This is a genomic window from Thermobaculum terrenum ATCC BAA-798, assembly GCF_000025005.1.
Classification (GTDB): Bacteria; Chloroflexota; Chloroflexia; order Thermobaculales; family Thermobaculaceae; genus Thermobaculum; species Thermobaculum terrenum.
In genome coordinates this window covers 267,805-283,394 of record NC_013526.1, presented here as the reverse complement: position 1 = coordinate 283,394, position 15,590 = coordinate 267,805, and the positions used below count along the sequence as shown (strand labels likewise).

The following is a 15,590-nucleotide window of genomic DNA, read 5'->3' as shown; positions in this document are numbered from 1 at the left end:
GTTCTGGGGTGGAGAATGCAGTCAAGATCGGTGTGATAGGGTGTGGCAGCGTGGCCATGGGGGCGTACCTGCCGTTGGTGCAGCGGCTGCAGCTACAGCGGTACCCACTGGAGCTCGTGTACGCGTGCGACCTCGATGCCTCGAAGGCCGCCGCAGCCCAGGAGAAGTTCGACATCAAGCGCACGACGACCGATTTCGAGGAGGTGCTCGCCTCCGACGAGGTGGACCTGGTGCTGGTGCTCACCGCCATGCAGGCGCACGGCAGGGTGGCACGCGCCGCGCTGGAGGCCGGCAAGCACGTGCTGGTCGAGAAACCCATGTCGATGGACCTCGAGGAGGCGGCGGAGATCGTCAGGATATCCGAGACCAGCAAGGGCTTCCTGTTGTGCGCGCCGCACGTGATCCTCAGCGAGACCTTCCAGGAGATGTGGCGCCGGGTGCACGCCGGCGACATCGGCCAGGTGCACCTGGCGCGCGCCTTCTACGGGTGGGCGGGCCCGTTCTGGGGCAGGTGGTACTACCTCCCCGGAGGTGGGCCGTTGTTCGACCTGGGAGTGTACAACGTCACCTCCCTGACCGGCCTGCTGGGGCCCGCCAGGAGGGTGATGGCGATGAGCGGCATTGCCATCCCCAGGAGGGAGGTGGATGGTGAGCTGATCGACGTGCAGACCGAGGACAACTTCCAGATCCTGATCGACTTCGGGGAGGCCACCTTCGCGGTGGTCACGACGGGCTTCACCATCCAAAGATACAGGGTGCCGGGGATAGAGCTCTACGGTACCGAGGGCACCATCCAGATGATCGGCGAGGATTGGAACCCCCAGGGGTACGAGCTATGGCGCAACGCCGACGGTTGCTGGAGGGTGTACGAGCAGCGATCCCTCTGGCACTGGACGGACGGCCTCAGGCACCTGGTGGAGTGCATCCTGGAGAACAGGACTCCCATTATCAGGCCGCAACACGCCTACCACGTGCTGGAGATCATGGTCAAGGCCATGGAATCCGGCCGAGACGGCACCGCCAAGGAGATAGAGAGCAGCTTCGAGCCCCCGAGGTTCGATCTCGAACACGAGACGGTGGCCGCCCACCTGAGACACGATCCGACGAGGGAAGAATGAGCTACGTACAGTCACCGCGCCCAAGGTACGATGCTCCTACCTACATCCCGTCCAACGCCGCGGTTCGCCATCTGTGGGGCGACGAGGTCTCCGGAGAGGTGGCGGACCGTATCTACGTCTCCAGCGACCTGATACACCAATTGGTCTTCAACCTGCCGCCGGGCGGGGCGTTCAGGCACTCGGCGGACTACAGGACGATATTCGCGGCGGACGAGGTGTACTACGTGCTCTCCGGCACGCTGGTGCTGTCCAATCCCGAGAGGGGCGAGGTGCACCTGCTGCACCCGGGCGAGTACGCCTTCTTCCGCAAGGACACCTGGCACCACGGCTTCAGCTACGGGGAGACGGAGCTGTCGGTGCTGGAGATCTTCGCACCGCCGCCCTCGCAGGGCACGTCCAGCGCCTACGCCCGCACGAAGGACCTCCTGCAGAGCCCTAGCTACTCCCAGGACGACCTCATAGGGTGCTGGCCCATGGCCCAGGACGTGGCCAGGGGTCGCAGCAGCATACGGATCATAAGGGAGCCCGACCTGCTGTGGAGGCTGGAAGGCAAGCACGGGCAGCTGCTGCTGGGCATAGCGGTCTCCACCGAGCACCTTACGGTCGGCACGGGGTACCTGCTGCCGGGCAAGCGCTCGGAGATGCACTCGCACGGCGGCGACGAGATCATCTACCTGCTGTCGGGGCAGATGAGCGTCAGGTCCCTCCATGGTGGCGAGCAGGTCTGGGCGGAGCTGAGCCCTGGAGACGCCTTCTATGTACCGCAGGGTTGCCCGCATCAGTACTACAACTTGTCGGGCACCCAGGCCAGGTTCATCTTCGGAGTCGCACCTTCGTATCTGCCGGACAAGGAGAGGCCATGAGCGGGGGAGAGGTAGCCATAGGGATAGACGTGGGAGGCACGAAGATAGCCGCGGGGCTAGTGGAGATCACCAGCGGCAGGGTCTTATCCATGCACAGGGTGCCCACGGAGCCCGAGATGGGCGGGGAGGCAGTGCTCCGGAAATGCCTGGACTTGGCGGGGAGGTTGGCCGAGGAGGCCTTGGCGGCGGGGACATGCCTTGCGGGGGTCGGGGTGGGAGTCCCGGAGCTTGTGAGCCCCGAGGGCTCCATCACCAGCAACCAGACAATCGACTGGCGAGACGTGCCCGTCGCCGAGTCCTTCGGCCGTATCGCACCTGCGGGCGTGGAATCCGACGTGCGCGCGGCAGCGCTAGCCGAAGCCAGGTATGGCAGTGGCAGGAAGTGCTACAACTTCCTGTATGTGACAATAGGCACCGGCATCAGCTGCACGCTCGTGCAGGGTGGACTGCCCTACCGGGGAGCCAGGGGCAACGCCCTGGTGCTGGCCAGCGGCAAGCTCACGTGCTGGTGCGAGCGGTGTGGAGGCTTCGCGGTCACGGTGGTAGAGGAGTTCTCCTCGGGGCCCGCGATAGCGCGCAGGTATGCCGACCTGACGGGTGACTCGGCAGCCACCTCTGAGAAGGTGTTGGCGCTGGCGGAGGCGGGCAATGCGACTGCTAGGGCAGTTGTCGTCAGTGCAGCCGAGCTGGTGGGTGGGGCGATAGGTTTCGCGGTCAACATCCTGGATCCCGAGGTCGTGGTGATAGGCGGTGGGTTGGGCACGGCCGGAGGCACCTACTGGGAGCACATGGTGAGGTCCGCACGCGAGCACATCTGGAGCGAGCAGACGCGTGGCCTGGAGATCTTGCGCTCCGAGCTGGGAGAACACGCGGGCTTGATAGGGGCCGCTCTTGTGGGCTGGCGGGCGGGACGTGCGCACGGCGTGGGCCACGAGGAGGAGAGATAGTGGGCAAGGTCAAGTTAGCGCTCCTGGGATGCGGAGACGTGGCACAGCGAGATTACCTGCCAGAGATGCACAGGCTCGCTGACAGGGTGGAGCTAGTGGCGGTCTGTGGGAGGTCCCCGCAGCGGGCTAGGCACGTGGCCGAAGCCTACGGCATACCTTCCTGGTACACGGACTACGCACGCATGCTGCGGGAGGCCGAGGTCGATGCGGTACTCAACCTGACGCCGATCCAGCTGCACGCTGAGGCCACGCTAGCTTGCCTGGCGGCGGGCAAGCACGTCTACTCTGAGAAGCCGGTGGCCACGGAGCTGGAGGATGCGCTGAGGATCCGCGAGGAGGCTTCTAGGAGAGGTCTCGTCGTGGTGTGCGCTCCATCGGTGATGCTCTTCTCACAGGTTAGATACGTCCAGAGGCTGCTGGAGCGGGGAGCGGTGGGAGAGGTTCACCTGGTACACGCCCGTGGGTATGGAGGTGTGCCTCCCTGGAGGGGCTATACCTCAGATCCCACCCCATTCTTCGCACCGGGCGGAGGTCCCCTCATGGACATGGGGGTGTACCCACTGCACGTGCTCACGGGACTCTTTGGCCCGGTGAGGAAGGTGGCAGCCATGAGCCATAGATCGCGCGAAGCTTTCGTGGTGGATGAGGGCCCGTTTGCGGGCAAGTTGGTGCCCATAGCGGTGGACGACTGCTGGGAGCTGGTGCTGGAGATGGAGGTGGGTGTAACCGCGGTGGTGAGCGCCAACAACTGCGTGGTGGACACACGCTCTCCGGAGATGGAGATCTATGGGCTGGACGGAACCATAGGGCTGAGCCTCCTGGATGTGTCGGCACCCGTCGCTCTCCTGCGCAGGGGTGGAGGGTGGGAGAGCCTCAAGGTGGACCACGGGGGCAGGGCGCAAGGACCGGATCACCTGCTGGGGGTAGAGCACCTGGTGGACTGCATCACCAGCGGTAAGCCACCCATCCTTAGCCTGCAACAAGCCATTCACGTACTGGAGGTGATCAAAGGGGCAGAGAGATCCGCGGCAAGTGGCTACACGCAACAGCTAGCCTAAGGGCGTGAGGTAAAAAGAAGACTCTTAGCAGTTCTCAACAGGAGGAAGGAGCACATAAGATGTGGCAGGAAAAGCACTCTCTCACGATGAGCCGACGTAGGTTCATGTCCCTGATCGGGATAGGCAGCACGGCGCTGCTACTGTCAGCGTGCGGGTCCAGGGCACCCACTTCGACCCCGGCAGCGGGCAACACCTCGGGGCAGAAGGTAAAGCTCTCTTTCTGGCTACCAGGAGGCTCGGACACCTACTTCAAAGCCCACCAGGAGATAGCGAAGAAGTACGAGGGTGAGCATACGAATGTGGACGTCGAGGTCACTCGATACACGGGTGATCAGAGCTTCGTGGAGGTGTTGCTTGCGCGCATAGCAGCTGGCAACCCACCTAGCGCCACGGTGATATGGGACACGCCAGTGGCCTTAGGAGTGAGAGGCTCCCTCTTGGAGCTCGATGCGATGATGGCCACCTCGCAGAACTGCCAGACGGATAACTGGCCTGCGGCGATCCTTGCCAGCTGCCAGTTCGGGGGCAAGACGTACGGGCTACCCGTCACGGCGGGCACCTACGGCATGTGGTACAACCAAGAGCTATTTGAACAGAAGGGGGTGCCGTCCGACCCATCCAAGTTCCCCAAGACCTGGGACGATATGAGGCAGCTATCTAAGGAGTTCACCCGCTGGCAAGGCGATAAGCTGGAGACCGCAGGCTTCGTCCCCATCCCCGATCCCTACGTTCTCCCCATATGGTCGGCACTCAACGGCTCCCAGATCTACGACGCAAAGAACCAAAAATACACCATAGACTCCGAGAACAACATCCAAATGATGGAGTACTTCCTCTCATGGCTTGACGAGGAGTACAAAGGAGATATCCAGAAAGTCCAGAACTCGGGCGCTTGGGGAGGTTATCCCGGCAGCAAGGGCCAGCCCCCAGCTTTCCAGAACAGCAGGTTGGCCATGATGCTCGAGGGCAGTTGGATGATGGGAGACTTCTATGCGTTCGGGCAGGCCAAGCTCAAGAGGTGGAACGTAGCCTACATCCCGGTTGGTCCTAGCGGCAGCAAGCAGGTCTCCGGCTACTGGCCCAACTGGCTGGCGATACCGAAAGGCTCCAACAACCCGGAGGAGGCGTTCAAGTACCTGGACTTCATGAGCGTGGAGGGCGTGCAAGACTGGTTCGCTGCAGTGCCAGATATGCCCACCAACAAGAAGGTCCCTAAGAACTTGGTGCCGAAGGTCGTGGTGGAGAAACGAGGGGATGCATTCGCTAAGCAGGTAATGGACTTCTTCCGGAAGCAGCAGGAGATCGCCACCCCGATGTGGGACTCACCAATACAGAGCTTTGCCATAGACCAGCTTCAGAGGGCCATAGAGCGCATCATGCGCAAGGCCGCCAAGCCCAAGGATGCCCTTGCCGAGGCCCAGAAGGCTTGCCAGGCCGAGCTAGAGAAGACCCTCAAGGGCTAGGTCTGGCAAGGGGGAGAGATATGGCCATTAAACTACGTCATCGCTCCTATAGTCCCCTACGAAGGCGAGAGGCTTACGCCGGGCTGCTCTTCGTGCTGCCCTGGATAGCGAGCCTCCTGGTCTTCACCAGCTATCCGATAATAGCTGCCTTCTACTTCTCCTTCACCAGGTACAACATCATAGAACCACCAAAGTGGGTGGGGCTAGAGAACTATAGGACCATGTTCTCGAACGACCCCTACTTCTGGATCTCGGTCAAGAACAGCCTGTACTACGCCCTCGTATCTGTGCCGCTCAGCCTGGTGATAGCGCTCCTGCTGGCGCTGCTCCTGAACGCCAACACCCGGTTTATAGGCATGTACCGCACGCTGTTCTACCTTCCAGCCCTCGTGCCCCCAGTTGCGGGCACGATCGTGTTCATCCTCATGTTTAGCCCCGAGGGAGGACTGCTCAACAGCCTCCTAAGGATGGTGGGTCTGCCGGAGGTGGGGTGGCTGACCGACCCTAGATGGTCCAAGCCCGCGCTCATCATCCTGAGCCTGTGGGGGGTTGGCACGAGCGCCCTCATCTTTCTCGCCGGCTTGAAGGAGGTACCCAGGGTGCTGCTGGAGGCCGCGGAGATCGATGGCGCAGGAGCTTGGCAGAAGTTCCGGCACGTCACCGTGCCGCTGCTCTCCCCGGTCATCCTGTTCAACCTAGTAATGGGAGTGATCTACTCCTTCCAGGTGTTCACGCCGGCGTTCGTGATCGGCGGCACCACGGGTGAGCCGCTGGACTCCACGCTGATGTTCATGGTGCTGATCTACCGCAACGCTTTCCGCTACTTCTCCATGGGCTACGCCTCGGCTCTCGCCGTGATCCTGTTCCTGGCGGTGCTGTTCGTGACCCTGGTGATCTTTCGCTCAGCCAGGGTGTGGGTGTACTACGAGGGAGGGGAGAGATAGATGCAGCTAGCACGTCGAGAGGCAACAAGCACCACCGTCGCCACCAGAAGAGGACTGATCGGCAGGAGGCAGCTGAAGGTGCTCCTGAGGCACCTGTCGCTGATAACGGTCTCAGCCATCTTTATGCTGCCCTTCTACTGGATGATCATATCGGCCCTCAAGGATAACGCTCAAATCTTCGCACAACCCATAAAGTGGTGGCCGGATCCCATCCACTGGGATAACTTCACCAGAGCCATGACTTACCCCGGTTTTCCCTACTTCCGCATGCTCTGGAACAGCATCTACTACTCTGGCCTCGTCACTCTGGGGACAGTCGTCTCTAGCGCAGCTGTGGGGTACGGATTCGCGCGCCTGCGTTTCCCTGGAAGGGGGCTGTTGTTCACCATCACCGTTTCCACGCTCATGATCCCTGCGATCGTTACATTCATCCCTACTTACGTCCTGTTCAAAGCGCTAGGCATGATAGGCACCTACACGCCCTTGATCGTGCCCCGCTTCTTGGGTGACGCATTCTTTATATTCATGCTCAGGCAGTTCTTCCTGGGCATACCTTGGGAGCTGTCCGAAGCTGCCAAGGTGGACGGCGCTGGGGAGTTCAGGATCTTCTGGCAGATCATGCTGCCCATGGTCAAGCCGGCGCTGATGGTCACCGCCGTGTTCACATGCCTGTACACCTGGCATGACTTCTTCGGGCCGCTCATATATCTGTCGGACCCCAACAAGTACCCGCTAAGCCTGGGACTGTTCGCGTTCAAGGCCCAACGCACCACGGATTGGGATCTGCTCATGGCAGCATCGACCTTGGTCACGCTGCCCCTGATCGTGCTGTTTGCGTTCACCCAGCGCTACTTCCTGGAAGGTATCACCATGACTGGTATCAAAGGCTAATCTAATTGGAGGTGTTGCGCTATGTCCTCACAAGTTAGGGCAGGCTTGATAGGTTGTGGCGCCCTGTCGTTGATGGGCATACTCCCCCAGATCACGCAGCCGGACGCAAGGGAGAGGCTCGAGCTGCTGGCGGTATGCGACGTGGTGGAGGAGCGGGCGCGTAGGACGGCGGAGGCCTTCGACGTGCCGCTGTACTTCAGCGACCCCAGCGAGCTGATCGCCGTGCGAGACCTCGACCTGGTGATCGTGGCCACACCTATCCCGTTCCACTACGAGCTGGCGATGCGCGCGCTCCAGGCCGGCAAGCACGTCTACGTCCAGAAGACGATGGCGACGACGCACAGAGAAGCCTCCGAGATGGTGCGCACCGCTCGCAGGTTGGGCCTGAAGCTCGCGGCCGCGCCCGGGCAGATGCTATCGCCCTCCATACGCAAGATGAGGGAGCTCGTGGCGAGCGGCGCGCTGGGCAAGGTCTACTGGGCATGGGGGAGCACCGGCGGTTGGGGGCACGACTACGAGCCCCAGAGGCAGGGGGAGGACGTGCTCCACTCGGTGGATCCCACCTGGTACTACAAGGCCGGCGGGGGGCCCCTGGTGGACGTCACGGTCTACGTCCTCCACAGCCTGACGGGCATACTTGGACCCGCGCTGCGCGTGGCGGCGATGAGCGGGATAGCTGTCCCGACGCGTCAATGGAGGGACAAGACCATACAGCTGGAGGTGGATGACAACAGCCTGCTGATGCTGGATTTCGGGGACTCCACGTTCGCCGTGGCAGGGGGCCACAGCTGCATGACCGGCAGGCTGGTCACATGGGGATCGATGGGCATATACGGCTCCGAGGGGGCTATCGAGACCCTGGAGATAGAGCCTTTGTCGGGCCACCCCAGCAGGCTGTACATAACCTCCAGCCACGGGCTGGCCGAGATCGGGGGCGAGAGGGAGGGGGAGTATCTACCTGATAGCTGGCTGCCCTACGTGGACGCACGTCACGCCGCCATACCTGAGCCCCACGTCTACGCGGACATCATGCACCTCGTGGATTGCATCATGGCCGACAAGGATCCCATACCATCTGGGGAACACGCCGCACACGTGGTGGAGATCATCGAGAAGGGTTATGTCGCAGCGCGTACCGGCAGGGCGCAGCACCTGGAGAGCACTTTCAACCTACCTTAACAGGAGAAGACGATGGCGAGAAATCCACTGGAGATCATAAGGCACCAGGGCTATATCCTGGGCGACGGAGGCTACCTCATCGAGCTGGAGAGGAGAGGATACGTCCAGAGCGGCTCGGATCGGGAGAAGGTGGGCACGGGCAAGGGTAGTGGCCAGTACACCCCGGAGGTAGCCATAGAGCACCCGGACGCTCTGAGAGAGCTGCACACGGAGTTCCTGATGGCTGGATCGCAGGTGCTGCAAGCGCTGACGTTCTTTGCCACCAGGGAGAAGCTCTCGCGAGCGGGCTACGGTCCCCAGACGGAGGCGATAAACATAGCAGCGGTGCGCATAGCCCGAGAGGTGGCAGGGGAGCGTGCTTTGGTGGCCGCCTCAGTGGCTCGAACCCAGCTCTTTGAGCGGGAGGGGCCAGCCGCCCGAGAGCACGCCCGGGATCTGATCGCCGAGCAGATACGCATCCTTACAAGCGCTGGGGTGGACTTCCTGATCCTGGAGACCTTCTTCCACCTGCAGGAGATGCTCATAGCACTGGAGTGCGCTCGCGACTGCGGCCTCCCGGTCATGGCCACCATGAGCTTCAGGCCCAAGACTACCGAGAGCTCGGACGGTTACACCCCCGCGGAGTGCGCGCGCGCGATGGTGGATGCTGGGGCCGATATAGTCGGGGCCAACTGCGAGCAGGAGCCGAGCAGGATGCTGCCCATAGTGCTCCAGATGAGGGCAGCCGTGGACGTGCCGATAGCCGCCCAGCCGGCGGCTTTCAGGACCTCGGACGATACCCCTTGCTTCACGCGCATGCCCCAGTTCCCCGATGACCTGGAGACCATACAGGTCTCCAGGCGTGAGTTCGCCGACTTCGCAACTCAGGCGATCTCCCAGGGCGTACAATATATAGGTGGCTGTTGCGGGGCGAACGCCGCCTACATCCGCGCGATGGCCAAAGCCCTGTCGCGCGCGCCCGAGCTGGCGTGACCCTTTATGGCAAAATGGTAACATCACCACGAGGAGGAGATATGGCAAGCATCAAGCTGGCTTACATAGGTGGGGGTAGCACGCGTGCCCCGGGCACGATGGCCTCCTTCATCCATCAGGGCGAGAACTTCAACGGCTCAGAGGTCGTGCTGGTCGACCTCAACGCAGAGCACCTGGAGATCGTGCGCAAGATCGCCGAGAAGATGGCCCGCAACCGAGGGCTCGACATCCGCGTGTCCGCCACGACCGACAGGAGAGCAGCGCTGGTGGACTGTGACGCCGTGCTCACCAGCTTCAGGCCCGGGGGCTTTGAGGCGCGCTACATCGATGAGAGCGTGCCGCTCAAGCACGGGGTGATAGGACAGGAGACGCAGGGGCCGGGAGGCTTCTTCATGGCGCTGCGCACCATCCACGTCATGCAGGGCATCGTGCGGGACATGGAGGAGCTGTGCCCCAATGCCTGGCTGATCAACTACACGAACCCCATAAACATAGTGTCTGAGGCGGTCACCCACCACAGCGAGATCCGTACGGTGTCCCTGTGCGAGGGGCCCATAATATTCCCACGGCACGTAGCGGAGGTCGCGGGGCTGGACCCGGACAAGGTCGACGCGACGATGATCGGCCTCAACCACGGCTGTTGGAGCATCAAGCACCTCTACGATGGACAGGACATGATCCCCCTCTTGCAGGAGGCGTATGAGCGGATGAAGGACGATCCCTCTGCGGACGTCCACGGCCTGAGGTGGCTCAAGCTGGCCGCGCTCATGGAGTCCATCCCGGCGTCGTACTTCCAGTACTACTACTTCAAGGACGAGGTGCTGGAGGAACTCCGCAACAAGCCCACGACGAGGGCGCAGGACATCATGAGCTGGGTGCCGGACTACTGGCAACACTACCGAGAGCAGGCAGAGGCCGAGGACCCACAGCTCGACCCATCGAGGTCGCGCGGGGGCATCCACGAGCTGGAGCTGGCCATAGACGTCATGGACGCCATCTTCAACCAGAAGGACGAGGTCTGGCCGGTGAACGTCCCCAACCACGGCGCCATCGCCGACTTCCCCGACGACCGGGTGGTGGAGGTGCCGGGCAGGGTGAGCGGGGAGGGCATACAGCCCATACCTCAGGGCTCGCTGCCCAGGCACGTGTCCGGCCTGGTGAAGATGCTGGGGGAGTACCAGGCGCTGGCCGCGGAGGCGGCATGGTGTGGCACCCGGAAGGACGCGATCCGAGCGCTGGCCAGCAACCCGCTCTGCTTCTCGCTGGAGAAGGCTGAGAGGATCTACGACGAGATGGCCGCGGCGCTGAGGGACTACCTGCCTGAGCGGCTGCTGAGGTGAGGGCATGAGGTTGGTGATCACAAGAGATGCCGATGAGATGCACGAGCTAGCTGCCGAGCTGATCGCCTCGGAGATACGCTCCAAGCCCGATGCCGTGGTGGTGCCGGCGATGGGCAACACGCCGATGGGAGCCTACCGCAGGTTGGCGGAGATGAAGCAAGAGGGAGAGCTCGACACCTCGCAAATACGGGTCTGCCAGCTGGACGAATACCTGGGCGTGTCGGATGATGACCCCAGGTCCCTCTACGGCTGGCTGCGGAGGTCCTTCCTGGATCCTCTGGGCATACCTCCCTCCAGGGTAAACCGCTTCCACGGGGATGCGTGCGATATCGAACGCGAGTGCCAGGAGTACGACAGGACCGTCGAGGCATGGGGAGGTTACGACCTGGTGATCCTGGGGCTGGGGCCCAACGGCCACCTGGGGTTTAACGAGCCCCCCTCAGATAGCGCGGCGCCCACGCGGGCCGTCGAGCTGACGGAGGCCAGCCTGGAGAGCAACGCCACCTATTGGGGAGATATCGAGCGGGTACCCCGCAGGGCGCTGACGGCGGGGATGACCCAGCTCCTTGCCGCGCGCAAGATCCTCCTGCTAGCCTCCGGGCGCCACAAGAGGGAGATCCTCCGCAAGGCCCTCCAGGGACAGATAACTCCCGAGGTGCCGGCCTCGTACCTGCAGGGGCTGACGCAGGTGACGGTGCTGGCGGACCGGGAGGCGTGGGGGAGGTAGCGTATGAGCTACTTGCTGGGGGTGGACGGCGGCAACTCCAAGACGGTGGCGCTCGTGGCCGACCTGGAGGGCCGCATCCTCGGCAGTGGGCGCTCGGGCTGCAGCGACATCTATGGGGCGCCCTCGGAGGAGGCGGCGCTCGCGGAGCTCGATCGGGCCGTCGAGCAGGCGCTCATCAGCGCGGGCGTGGGGGCGGGCTCCCTGGTCGCGGGGGTCTTCTCCTTGGCAGGGGCCGACTGGCCAGAGGACTTCGAACTCCTCGAGTCCCACGTGCGCTCCCGCGGGTACGGGCAGCAGGTCAAGGTGTACAACGACGCCATAGGCGCGCTCAGGGCAGGCTCTCCCGATGGCACGGGCGTCTCGGTGGTCTGCGGGACCGGCATGGCCATAGGCGCTCGCAGCCCAGAGGGCAAGATCTGGCACACCAGCTTCTGGCAGGAGCCCCAGGGCGCGCAGGAGCTGGGACACAAGGCCCTACGTGCGGTGATGCGCGCCGAGCTGGGGATAGACCCTCCCACTGCCTTGAGGGAGAAGTTGCTCGCGCATTTCGCGGCCGAGTCCGTGGAGGACTTCCTGCACGCTCTCACTGCCAGGGGCAGCCGGCGCAGGTACAACTTGGGCTCCTTCGCCAGGGTCCTGCTCGACACCGCCGTCGAGGGCGATCCCACGGCCCTCCGGATAGTGCTCGAGCACGGGCGCGCCATTGGGGACTACGCGCTCGCGGCCGCCCACCAGGTGGGCATAGACCAAGATCCCTTCTACCTGGTGCTGGCCGGCGGCGTGATCAGGCATCCATCCAAGCTGGTGGCCCAGGCCATCATCGACAGGGTGCTGGCAAGCGACCCCGACGTGCGGCCGGTATTCAGCAGGTTCGAGCCGGCGGTGGGGGCGCTCCTGCTGGCCTACGAGCTGGCCGGCATCCCTACCAACGACGAGTTGCTGGCACGCGTAGCCTGCTCGCTGCCTCCGGCCTCGCTCTTTGAGACCTGAAAGCTACCCCGGCCAGCCATCCCAGGACCCCACACCCTCGGGCAGTTGCCTCCGATAGCGGTCCCCTGCCCTCAACCCTCGCAGCCGCCGATATAGCCCAGGGGAGCGCACCCAACTCTTACCACCCTCTTACTCACTCCTGACGCTGCTCAGAAACACGGGACGTATCCTGATAGCAGATGGCCCATGGCCCCACAGATGATGCCTAAGGAGGTGATAGATGTCGAACACAGGACGACGCAACAAGATCGTGGGCAGAATTGGGGTGTGGCTGGGCACACTCGCCATGATGGGGACTTTCCTGGTCGCGACCACGAAGGCCTCGATCGCGAGCAGGAACACCGTGACCACCCAGGGCGGTAGCCCCGCCTTCACCTCGGTGGTGACGGTGCCCGGCAACGTGGCCGCAAGCCCACCAGGATGGCAGGCCAGCACCGACTTCAGGACGAGGAGCTCGTGAGCCCAAAGCCCACACATGGGAGGACAGGAGATGCAAGAGGTTACCAGGCACTTCAGAGCCATGAACACGGATGTGAGGGTCGCGATACTCGCCGGCGACCCCAAAGAGGCAAACAGGTACATAGACCAGGTGGAGGCGCTGTTTGCAGATACCGAGGGGCGCCTGAGCCGCTTCCTGCCGGACTCGGAGCTCTCGGCGCTCAACACGGCCGCTGGCAGGCCCTTCCAGGCCTCCGCCATGCTGTTCGAGGTCGTCCACGCAGCGGTGGAGGCGGCCAGGATGACCAACGGTATATTCGACCCCACGGTGCTCCCCTCCCTGATAGCTGCCGGCTACGACCGCAGCTTCGAGCTCCTAGGGGATCAGCCCGCAGGGCGCGCAGCGGGATGGAGGGGCAGCTGGAGGGACATCAGGCTGGACCCCAGCGCACGCACGATCACCATCCCCCAGGGATGCGCCCTGGACCTTGGAGGCATAGGGAAGGGATGGGCGGTGGACAGGGCGGTCGAGCTGCTCTCGGACTGGGTGAGCTTCGGCGTCGATGCCGGCGGAGACCTGTACGTGGGTGGGCGCAGGCACGACCGCCCCTGGCGGATCGGGGTGGCGGATCCGAGGTTCCCTGGTCGTGACCTGCTCCAGCTCCAATTGGAGGATCGGGCCGTGGCCACCTCCAGCGTGATCCGACGCCGCTGGGTGAGGGGTGGAGAGGTCATGCACCATATCATCGACCCGCGGACCGGCAACCCCGCAAGTAGCAGGGTCATAGCCGCCACCGTGGTCGCCGACTCAGTGGCCCAGGCGGAGGTGCTGGCCAAGGCCGCCATCATCCTGGGAGAGGAGCAGGGACTGCGGTTGATCGAGGGTGTCGGAGCCAGGGGGCTGCTCGTGCTGGCCAACAACGACTACGTTATGTCGACAACACTCCAGGGGATGACCTATGCGTAAGCTAAGGGACGCGGCTTTATGGTCGGTGCTCTTTGCGCTCGGGATGCTGGTCGTCTCCTGGGCCGCCTGGGACAGGGCGGGAGCTGCGGGGGAAAACCTCGCCTGGTACATCAGCCGCGCCGCGGGGCTGAGCGCCTACGCCATACTTTGGCTCAACATGGCGCTGGGGCTGGTGATCCGCCAGGGCGCCCACACGGGAGCTCTCCCCCGCTGGAGGCTGTACGACTTGCATCAGTTTACGGCGCCGGTGGCGCTGGGCCTGCTCACCCTGCACGTGCTAGCGCTGCTGTGGGACAGGTACGTGGGCTTCACGCTGCCGCAGGTCCTGATCCCGATGCTATCGATTTATAGACCCCTGGCAGTGGCACTCGGGATAGTTGCGCTGTACCTGTTGCTCCTGATTACGTTGAGTTCTTACTTGGAACGTAGGTTAGGCCACAAGACTTGGAGGGTACTGCACTACCTAAGCATACCCGCATACTTGCTGTCCCTGTACCACTCGGTGCTATCGGGCACAGACAGCGGGGCCTTCTGGGCGGTGGGCATGTATCTAGCCAGCTTCATGATCCTAGTCTATCTGGCGAACAGGCGCTTTCGATTCCTATCAGATCGTAAGTGCAATTCCAAGCTGGCAGGAGGCATCTGATGGGCAAGCTCGCCGAGGAAGAGCAAGCCGGGATGCGGGCCAACAGGCTACCCAGCCTGCTGCCACGATCCCTCCGTGCCAGGCTCACCGCTTGGCACCTGTTGGTACTGGGGGCAGCGATGATCCTCTTCAGCTGCATGCTCTACAGCCTGCTGGCTAGGAACCTCTACAGCCAGGTGGATCAGTCCCTAGTCGAGAGAGCCATGCAGGTAAAGAGGGTTCTCGACCATGGGGATCGCCTCCGCGGAGGCATCGAGGATAACATTGATATACTACCCCCCAACACCTTCGCCTTCACCGACACGCTGGTCCAGGTAACCGACTCTCAAGGCAAAGTTCTAGGCTCCTCCGACGTGCTTCACAGTTGGAAACTGCCCGCCACACCCTCGGGCTACGGCCCATACTTTAGCACCATCTCGGTGGGGGGAGAAAGTATACGGGTCTACAGCACCCCTGTCGCCCTGGACGGAAGTGTGTCGTTGGTGGTGCAGGTGGGCAGGAGTCTATCGGGGGTGGAGGCCACCCTGCGAGCCGTGAGGCTGCTGGCAATGTCGTGCGTCGGCATAGTGACATGCATATCTTGGCTAGTGGTATCTGCCATGACGGGATCGATGCTCAGGCCCCTGGCGCAGCTGGCGGACACAGCACAGGTGGTGGCAAGCTCCGGAGATCTCTCCAAACGGGTGTATGTGAGCTCGAGGCACGATGAGATAGGTAGGCTGGCGAGGACCTTCAATCTGATGCTGGCCAGGCTGCAGGAATCGGACGCATACCTACGGGAGCTGCTGACCTCGCAGCGTAGGTTCTTAGCAGATGCTTCCCACGAGCTGCGCACCCCGCTGACCAGCATCCGTGGGAATGCCGCTATGCTGAAGCAAGTGCCGCAGATGTCTGAGGAGGACAAGGCCGCAGCTCTGGATGAGATCTACTACGAGGCGGAGCGCATGAGCAGGCTGGTCAACGACCTGCTGACTTTGGCCAGGGCGGACAGCAGGATCTCGCTCAGGAGATAGCTGGTAGACTTGCCCCAGCTGGTCGGGGCCGTGG

Annotated in this window: 16 protein-coding genes; all 16 read left to right on the top strand. The window is 63.0% G+C overall.

What is annotated here, in order from left to right:
- Nucleotides 1–8 precede the first annotated feature (8 nt).
- The 16 genes from TTER_RS10870 to TTER_RS14940 all read left to right on the top strand — a co-directional run bounded on the left by TTER_RS10870 (nucleotide 9) and on the right by TTER_RS14940 (nucleotide 15,556).
- Nucleotides 9–1,118, top strand: coding sequence for a Gfo/Idh/MocA family protein (locus TTER_RS10870; protein WP_012876073.1), 1,110 nt, complete (start codon nucleotides 9–11; stop codon nucleotides 1,116–1,118).
- Entirely contained in the window at nucleotides 1,115–1,981 is an 867-nt protein-coding gene (locus TTER_RS10865; RefSeq protein ID WP_012876072.1) for a cupin domain-containing protein, read from the top strand. Before TTER_RS10870 ends, TTER_RS10865 begins: the two co-directional genes overlap by 4 nt.
- A complete protein-coding gene (locus TTER_RS10860) occupies nucleotides 1,888–2,928 on the top strand; it encodes an ROK family protein (protein ID WP_148211995.1) in 1,041 nt (346 codons plus the stop codon). Before TTER_RS10865 ends, TTER_RS10860 begins: the two co-directional genes overlap by 94 nt.
- On the top strand, nucleotides 2,928–3,986 hold the full coding sequence (locus TTER_RS10855; protein ID WP_012876070.1) for a Gfo/Idh/MocA family protein: 1,059 nt from the start codon (nucleotides 2,928–2,930) through the stop codon (nucleotides 3,984–3,986). Before TTER_RS10860 ends, TTER_RS10855 begins: the two co-directional genes overlap by 1 nt.
- A 59-nt stretch (nucleotides 3,987–4,045) precedes the next feature.
- Entirely contained in the window at nucleotides 4,046–5,449 is a 1,404-nt protein-coding gene (locus TTER_RS10850; protein ID WP_012876069.1) for an ABC transporter substrate-binding protein, read from the top strand.
- A 20-nt stretch (nucleotides 5,450–5,469) separates the two neighbouring features.
- Complete coding sequence (locus TTER_RS10845) at nucleotides 5,470–6,393, top strand: carbohydrate ABC transporter permease (protein WP_012876068.1); 924 nt, start codon at nucleotides 5,470–5,472, stop codon at nucleotides 6,391–6,393.
- Nucleotides 6,394–7,284 carry a carbohydrate ABC transporter permease gene (locus TTER_RS10840; protein WP_012876067.1) on the top strand — a complete coding sequence of 297 codons (891 nt, stop codon included), beginning with the start codon at nucleotides 6,394–6,396 and terminating at the stop codon, nucleotides 7,282–7,284. It abuts the gene before it with no gap.
- 21 nt (nucleotides 7,285–7,305) lie between these two features.
- On the top strand, nucleotides 7,306–8,463 hold the full coding sequence (locus TTER_RS10835) for a Gfo/Idh/MocA family protein (protein ID WP_012876066.1): 1,158 nt from the start codon (nucleotides 7,306–7,308) through the stop codon (nucleotides 8,461–8,463).
- A gap of 12 nt (nucleotides 8,464–8,475) precedes the next feature.
- Nucleotides 8,476–9,435, top strand: coding sequence for a homocysteine S-methyltransferase family protein (locus tag TTER_RS10830; protein ID WP_012876065.1), 960 nt, complete (start codon nucleotides 8,476–8,478; stop codon nucleotides 9,433–9,435).
- A gap of 41 nt (nucleotides 9,436–9,476) precedes the next feature.
- The gene (locus TTER_RS10825) at nucleotides 9,477–10,775 is read left to right on the top strand and encodes a family 4 glycosyl hydrolase (RefSeq protein ID WP_012876064.1); all 1,299 of its coding nucleotides are present in this window, start codon (nucleotides 9,477–9,479) and stop codon (nucleotides 10,773–10,775) included.
- Between the two features lie 4 nt (nucleotides 10,776–10,779).
- Entirely contained in the window at nucleotides 10,780–11,502 is a 723-nt protein-coding gene (locus TTER_RS10820) for a 6-phosphogluconolactonase (protein ID WP_012876063.1), read from the top strand.
- 3 nt (nucleotides 11,503–11,505) lie between these two features.
- Nucleotides 11,506–12,492, top strand: coding sequence for an N-acetylglucosamine kinase (locus TTER_RS10815; RefSeq protein WP_012876062.1), 987 nt, complete (start codon nucleotides 11,506–11,508; stop codon nucleotides 12,490–12,492).
- Between the two features lie 220 nt (nucleotides 12,493–12,712).
- The gene (locus TTER_RS10810) at nucleotides 12,713–12,952 is read left to right on the top strand and encodes a hypothetical protein (RefSeq protein ID WP_012876061.1); all 240 of its coding nucleotides are present in this window, start codon (nucleotides 12,713–12,715) and stop codon (nucleotides 12,950–12,952) included.
- A gap of 30 nt (nucleotides 12,953–12,982) precedes the next feature.
- Nucleotides 12,983–13,897: an FAD:protein FMN transferase gene (locus TTER_RS10805; protein ID WP_012876060.1), complete on the top strand. Its 915-nt coding sequence runs from the start codon at nucleotides 12,983–12,985 to the stop codon at nucleotides 13,895–13,897.
- A complete protein-coding gene (locus tag TTER_RS14945; protein WP_012876059.1) occupies nucleotides 13,890–14,543 on the top strand; it encodes a ferric reductase-like transmembrane domain-containing protein in 654 nt (217 codons plus the stop codon). The genes TTER_RS10805 and TTER_RS14945 overlap by 8 nt, the downstream gene beginning before the upstream one ends.
- Nucleotides 14,543–15,556: a histidine kinase dimerization/phospho-acceptor domain-containing protein gene (locus TTER_RS14940; RefSeq protein WP_049823061.1), complete on the top strand. Its 1,014-nt coding sequence runs from the start codon at nucleotides 14,543–14,545 to the stop codon at nucleotides 15,554–15,556. The genes TTER_RS14945 and TTER_RS14940 overlap by 1 nt, the downstream gene beginning before the upstream one ends.
- Nucleotides 15,557–15,590 lie beyond the last annotated feature (34 nt).

Bases quoted from the DNA above. Each gene is read 5' to 3' on its own strand.
- TTER_RS10830 (WP_012876065.1), top strand. From the start codon at position 8,476: ATGGCGAGAAATCCACTGGAGATCATAAGGCACCAGGGCTATATCCTG.
- TTER_RS10865 (WP_012876072.1), top strand. From the start codon at position 1,115: ATGAGCTACGTACAGTCACCGCGCCCAAGGTACGATGCTCCTACCTAC.
- TTER_RS14940 (WP_049823061.1), top strand. From the start codon at position 14,543: ATGGGCAAGCTCGCCGAGGAAGAGCAAGCCGGGATGCGGGCCAACAGG.
- TTER_RS10835 (WP_012876066.1), top strand. From the start codon at position 7,306: ATGTCCTCACAAGTTAGGGCAGGCTTGATAGGTTGTGGCGCCCTGTCG.
- TTER_RS10845 (WP_012876068.1), top strand. From the start codon at position 5,470: ATGGCCATTAAACTACGTCATCGCTCCTATAGTCCCCTACGAAGGCGA.
- TTER_RS10810 (WP_012876061.1), top strand. From the start codon at position 12,713: ATGTCGAACACAGGACGACGCAACAAGATCGTGGGCAGAATTGGGGTG.
- TTER_RS14945 (WP_012876059.1), top strand. From the start codon at position 13,890: ATGCGTAAGCTAAGGGACGCGGCTTTATGGTCGGTGCTCTTTGCGCTC.
- TTER_RS10815 (WP_012876062.1), top strand. From the start codon at position 11,506: ATGAGCTACTTGCTGGGGGTGGACGGCGGCAACTCCAAGACGGTGGCG.
- TTER_RS10825 (WP_012876064.1), top strand. From the start codon at position 9,477: ATGGCAAGCATCAAGCTGGCTTACATAGGTGGGGGTAGCACGCGTGCC.
- TTER_RS10820 (WP_012876063.1), top strand. From the start codon at position 10,780: ATGAGGTTGGTGATCACAAGAGATGCCGATGAGATGCACGAGCTAGCT.
- TTER_RS10850 (WP_012876069.1), top strand. From the start codon at position 4,046: ATGTGGCAGGAAAAGCACTCTCTCACGATGAGCCGACGTAGGTTCATG.
- TTER_RS10840 (WP_012876067.1), top strand. From the start codon at position 6,394: ATGCAGCTAGCACGTCGAGAGGCAACAAGCACCACCGTCGCCACCAGA.
- TTER_RS10805 (WP_012876060.1), top strand. From the start codon at position 12,983: ATGCAAGAGGTTACCAGGCACTTCAGAGCCATGAACACGGATGTGAGG.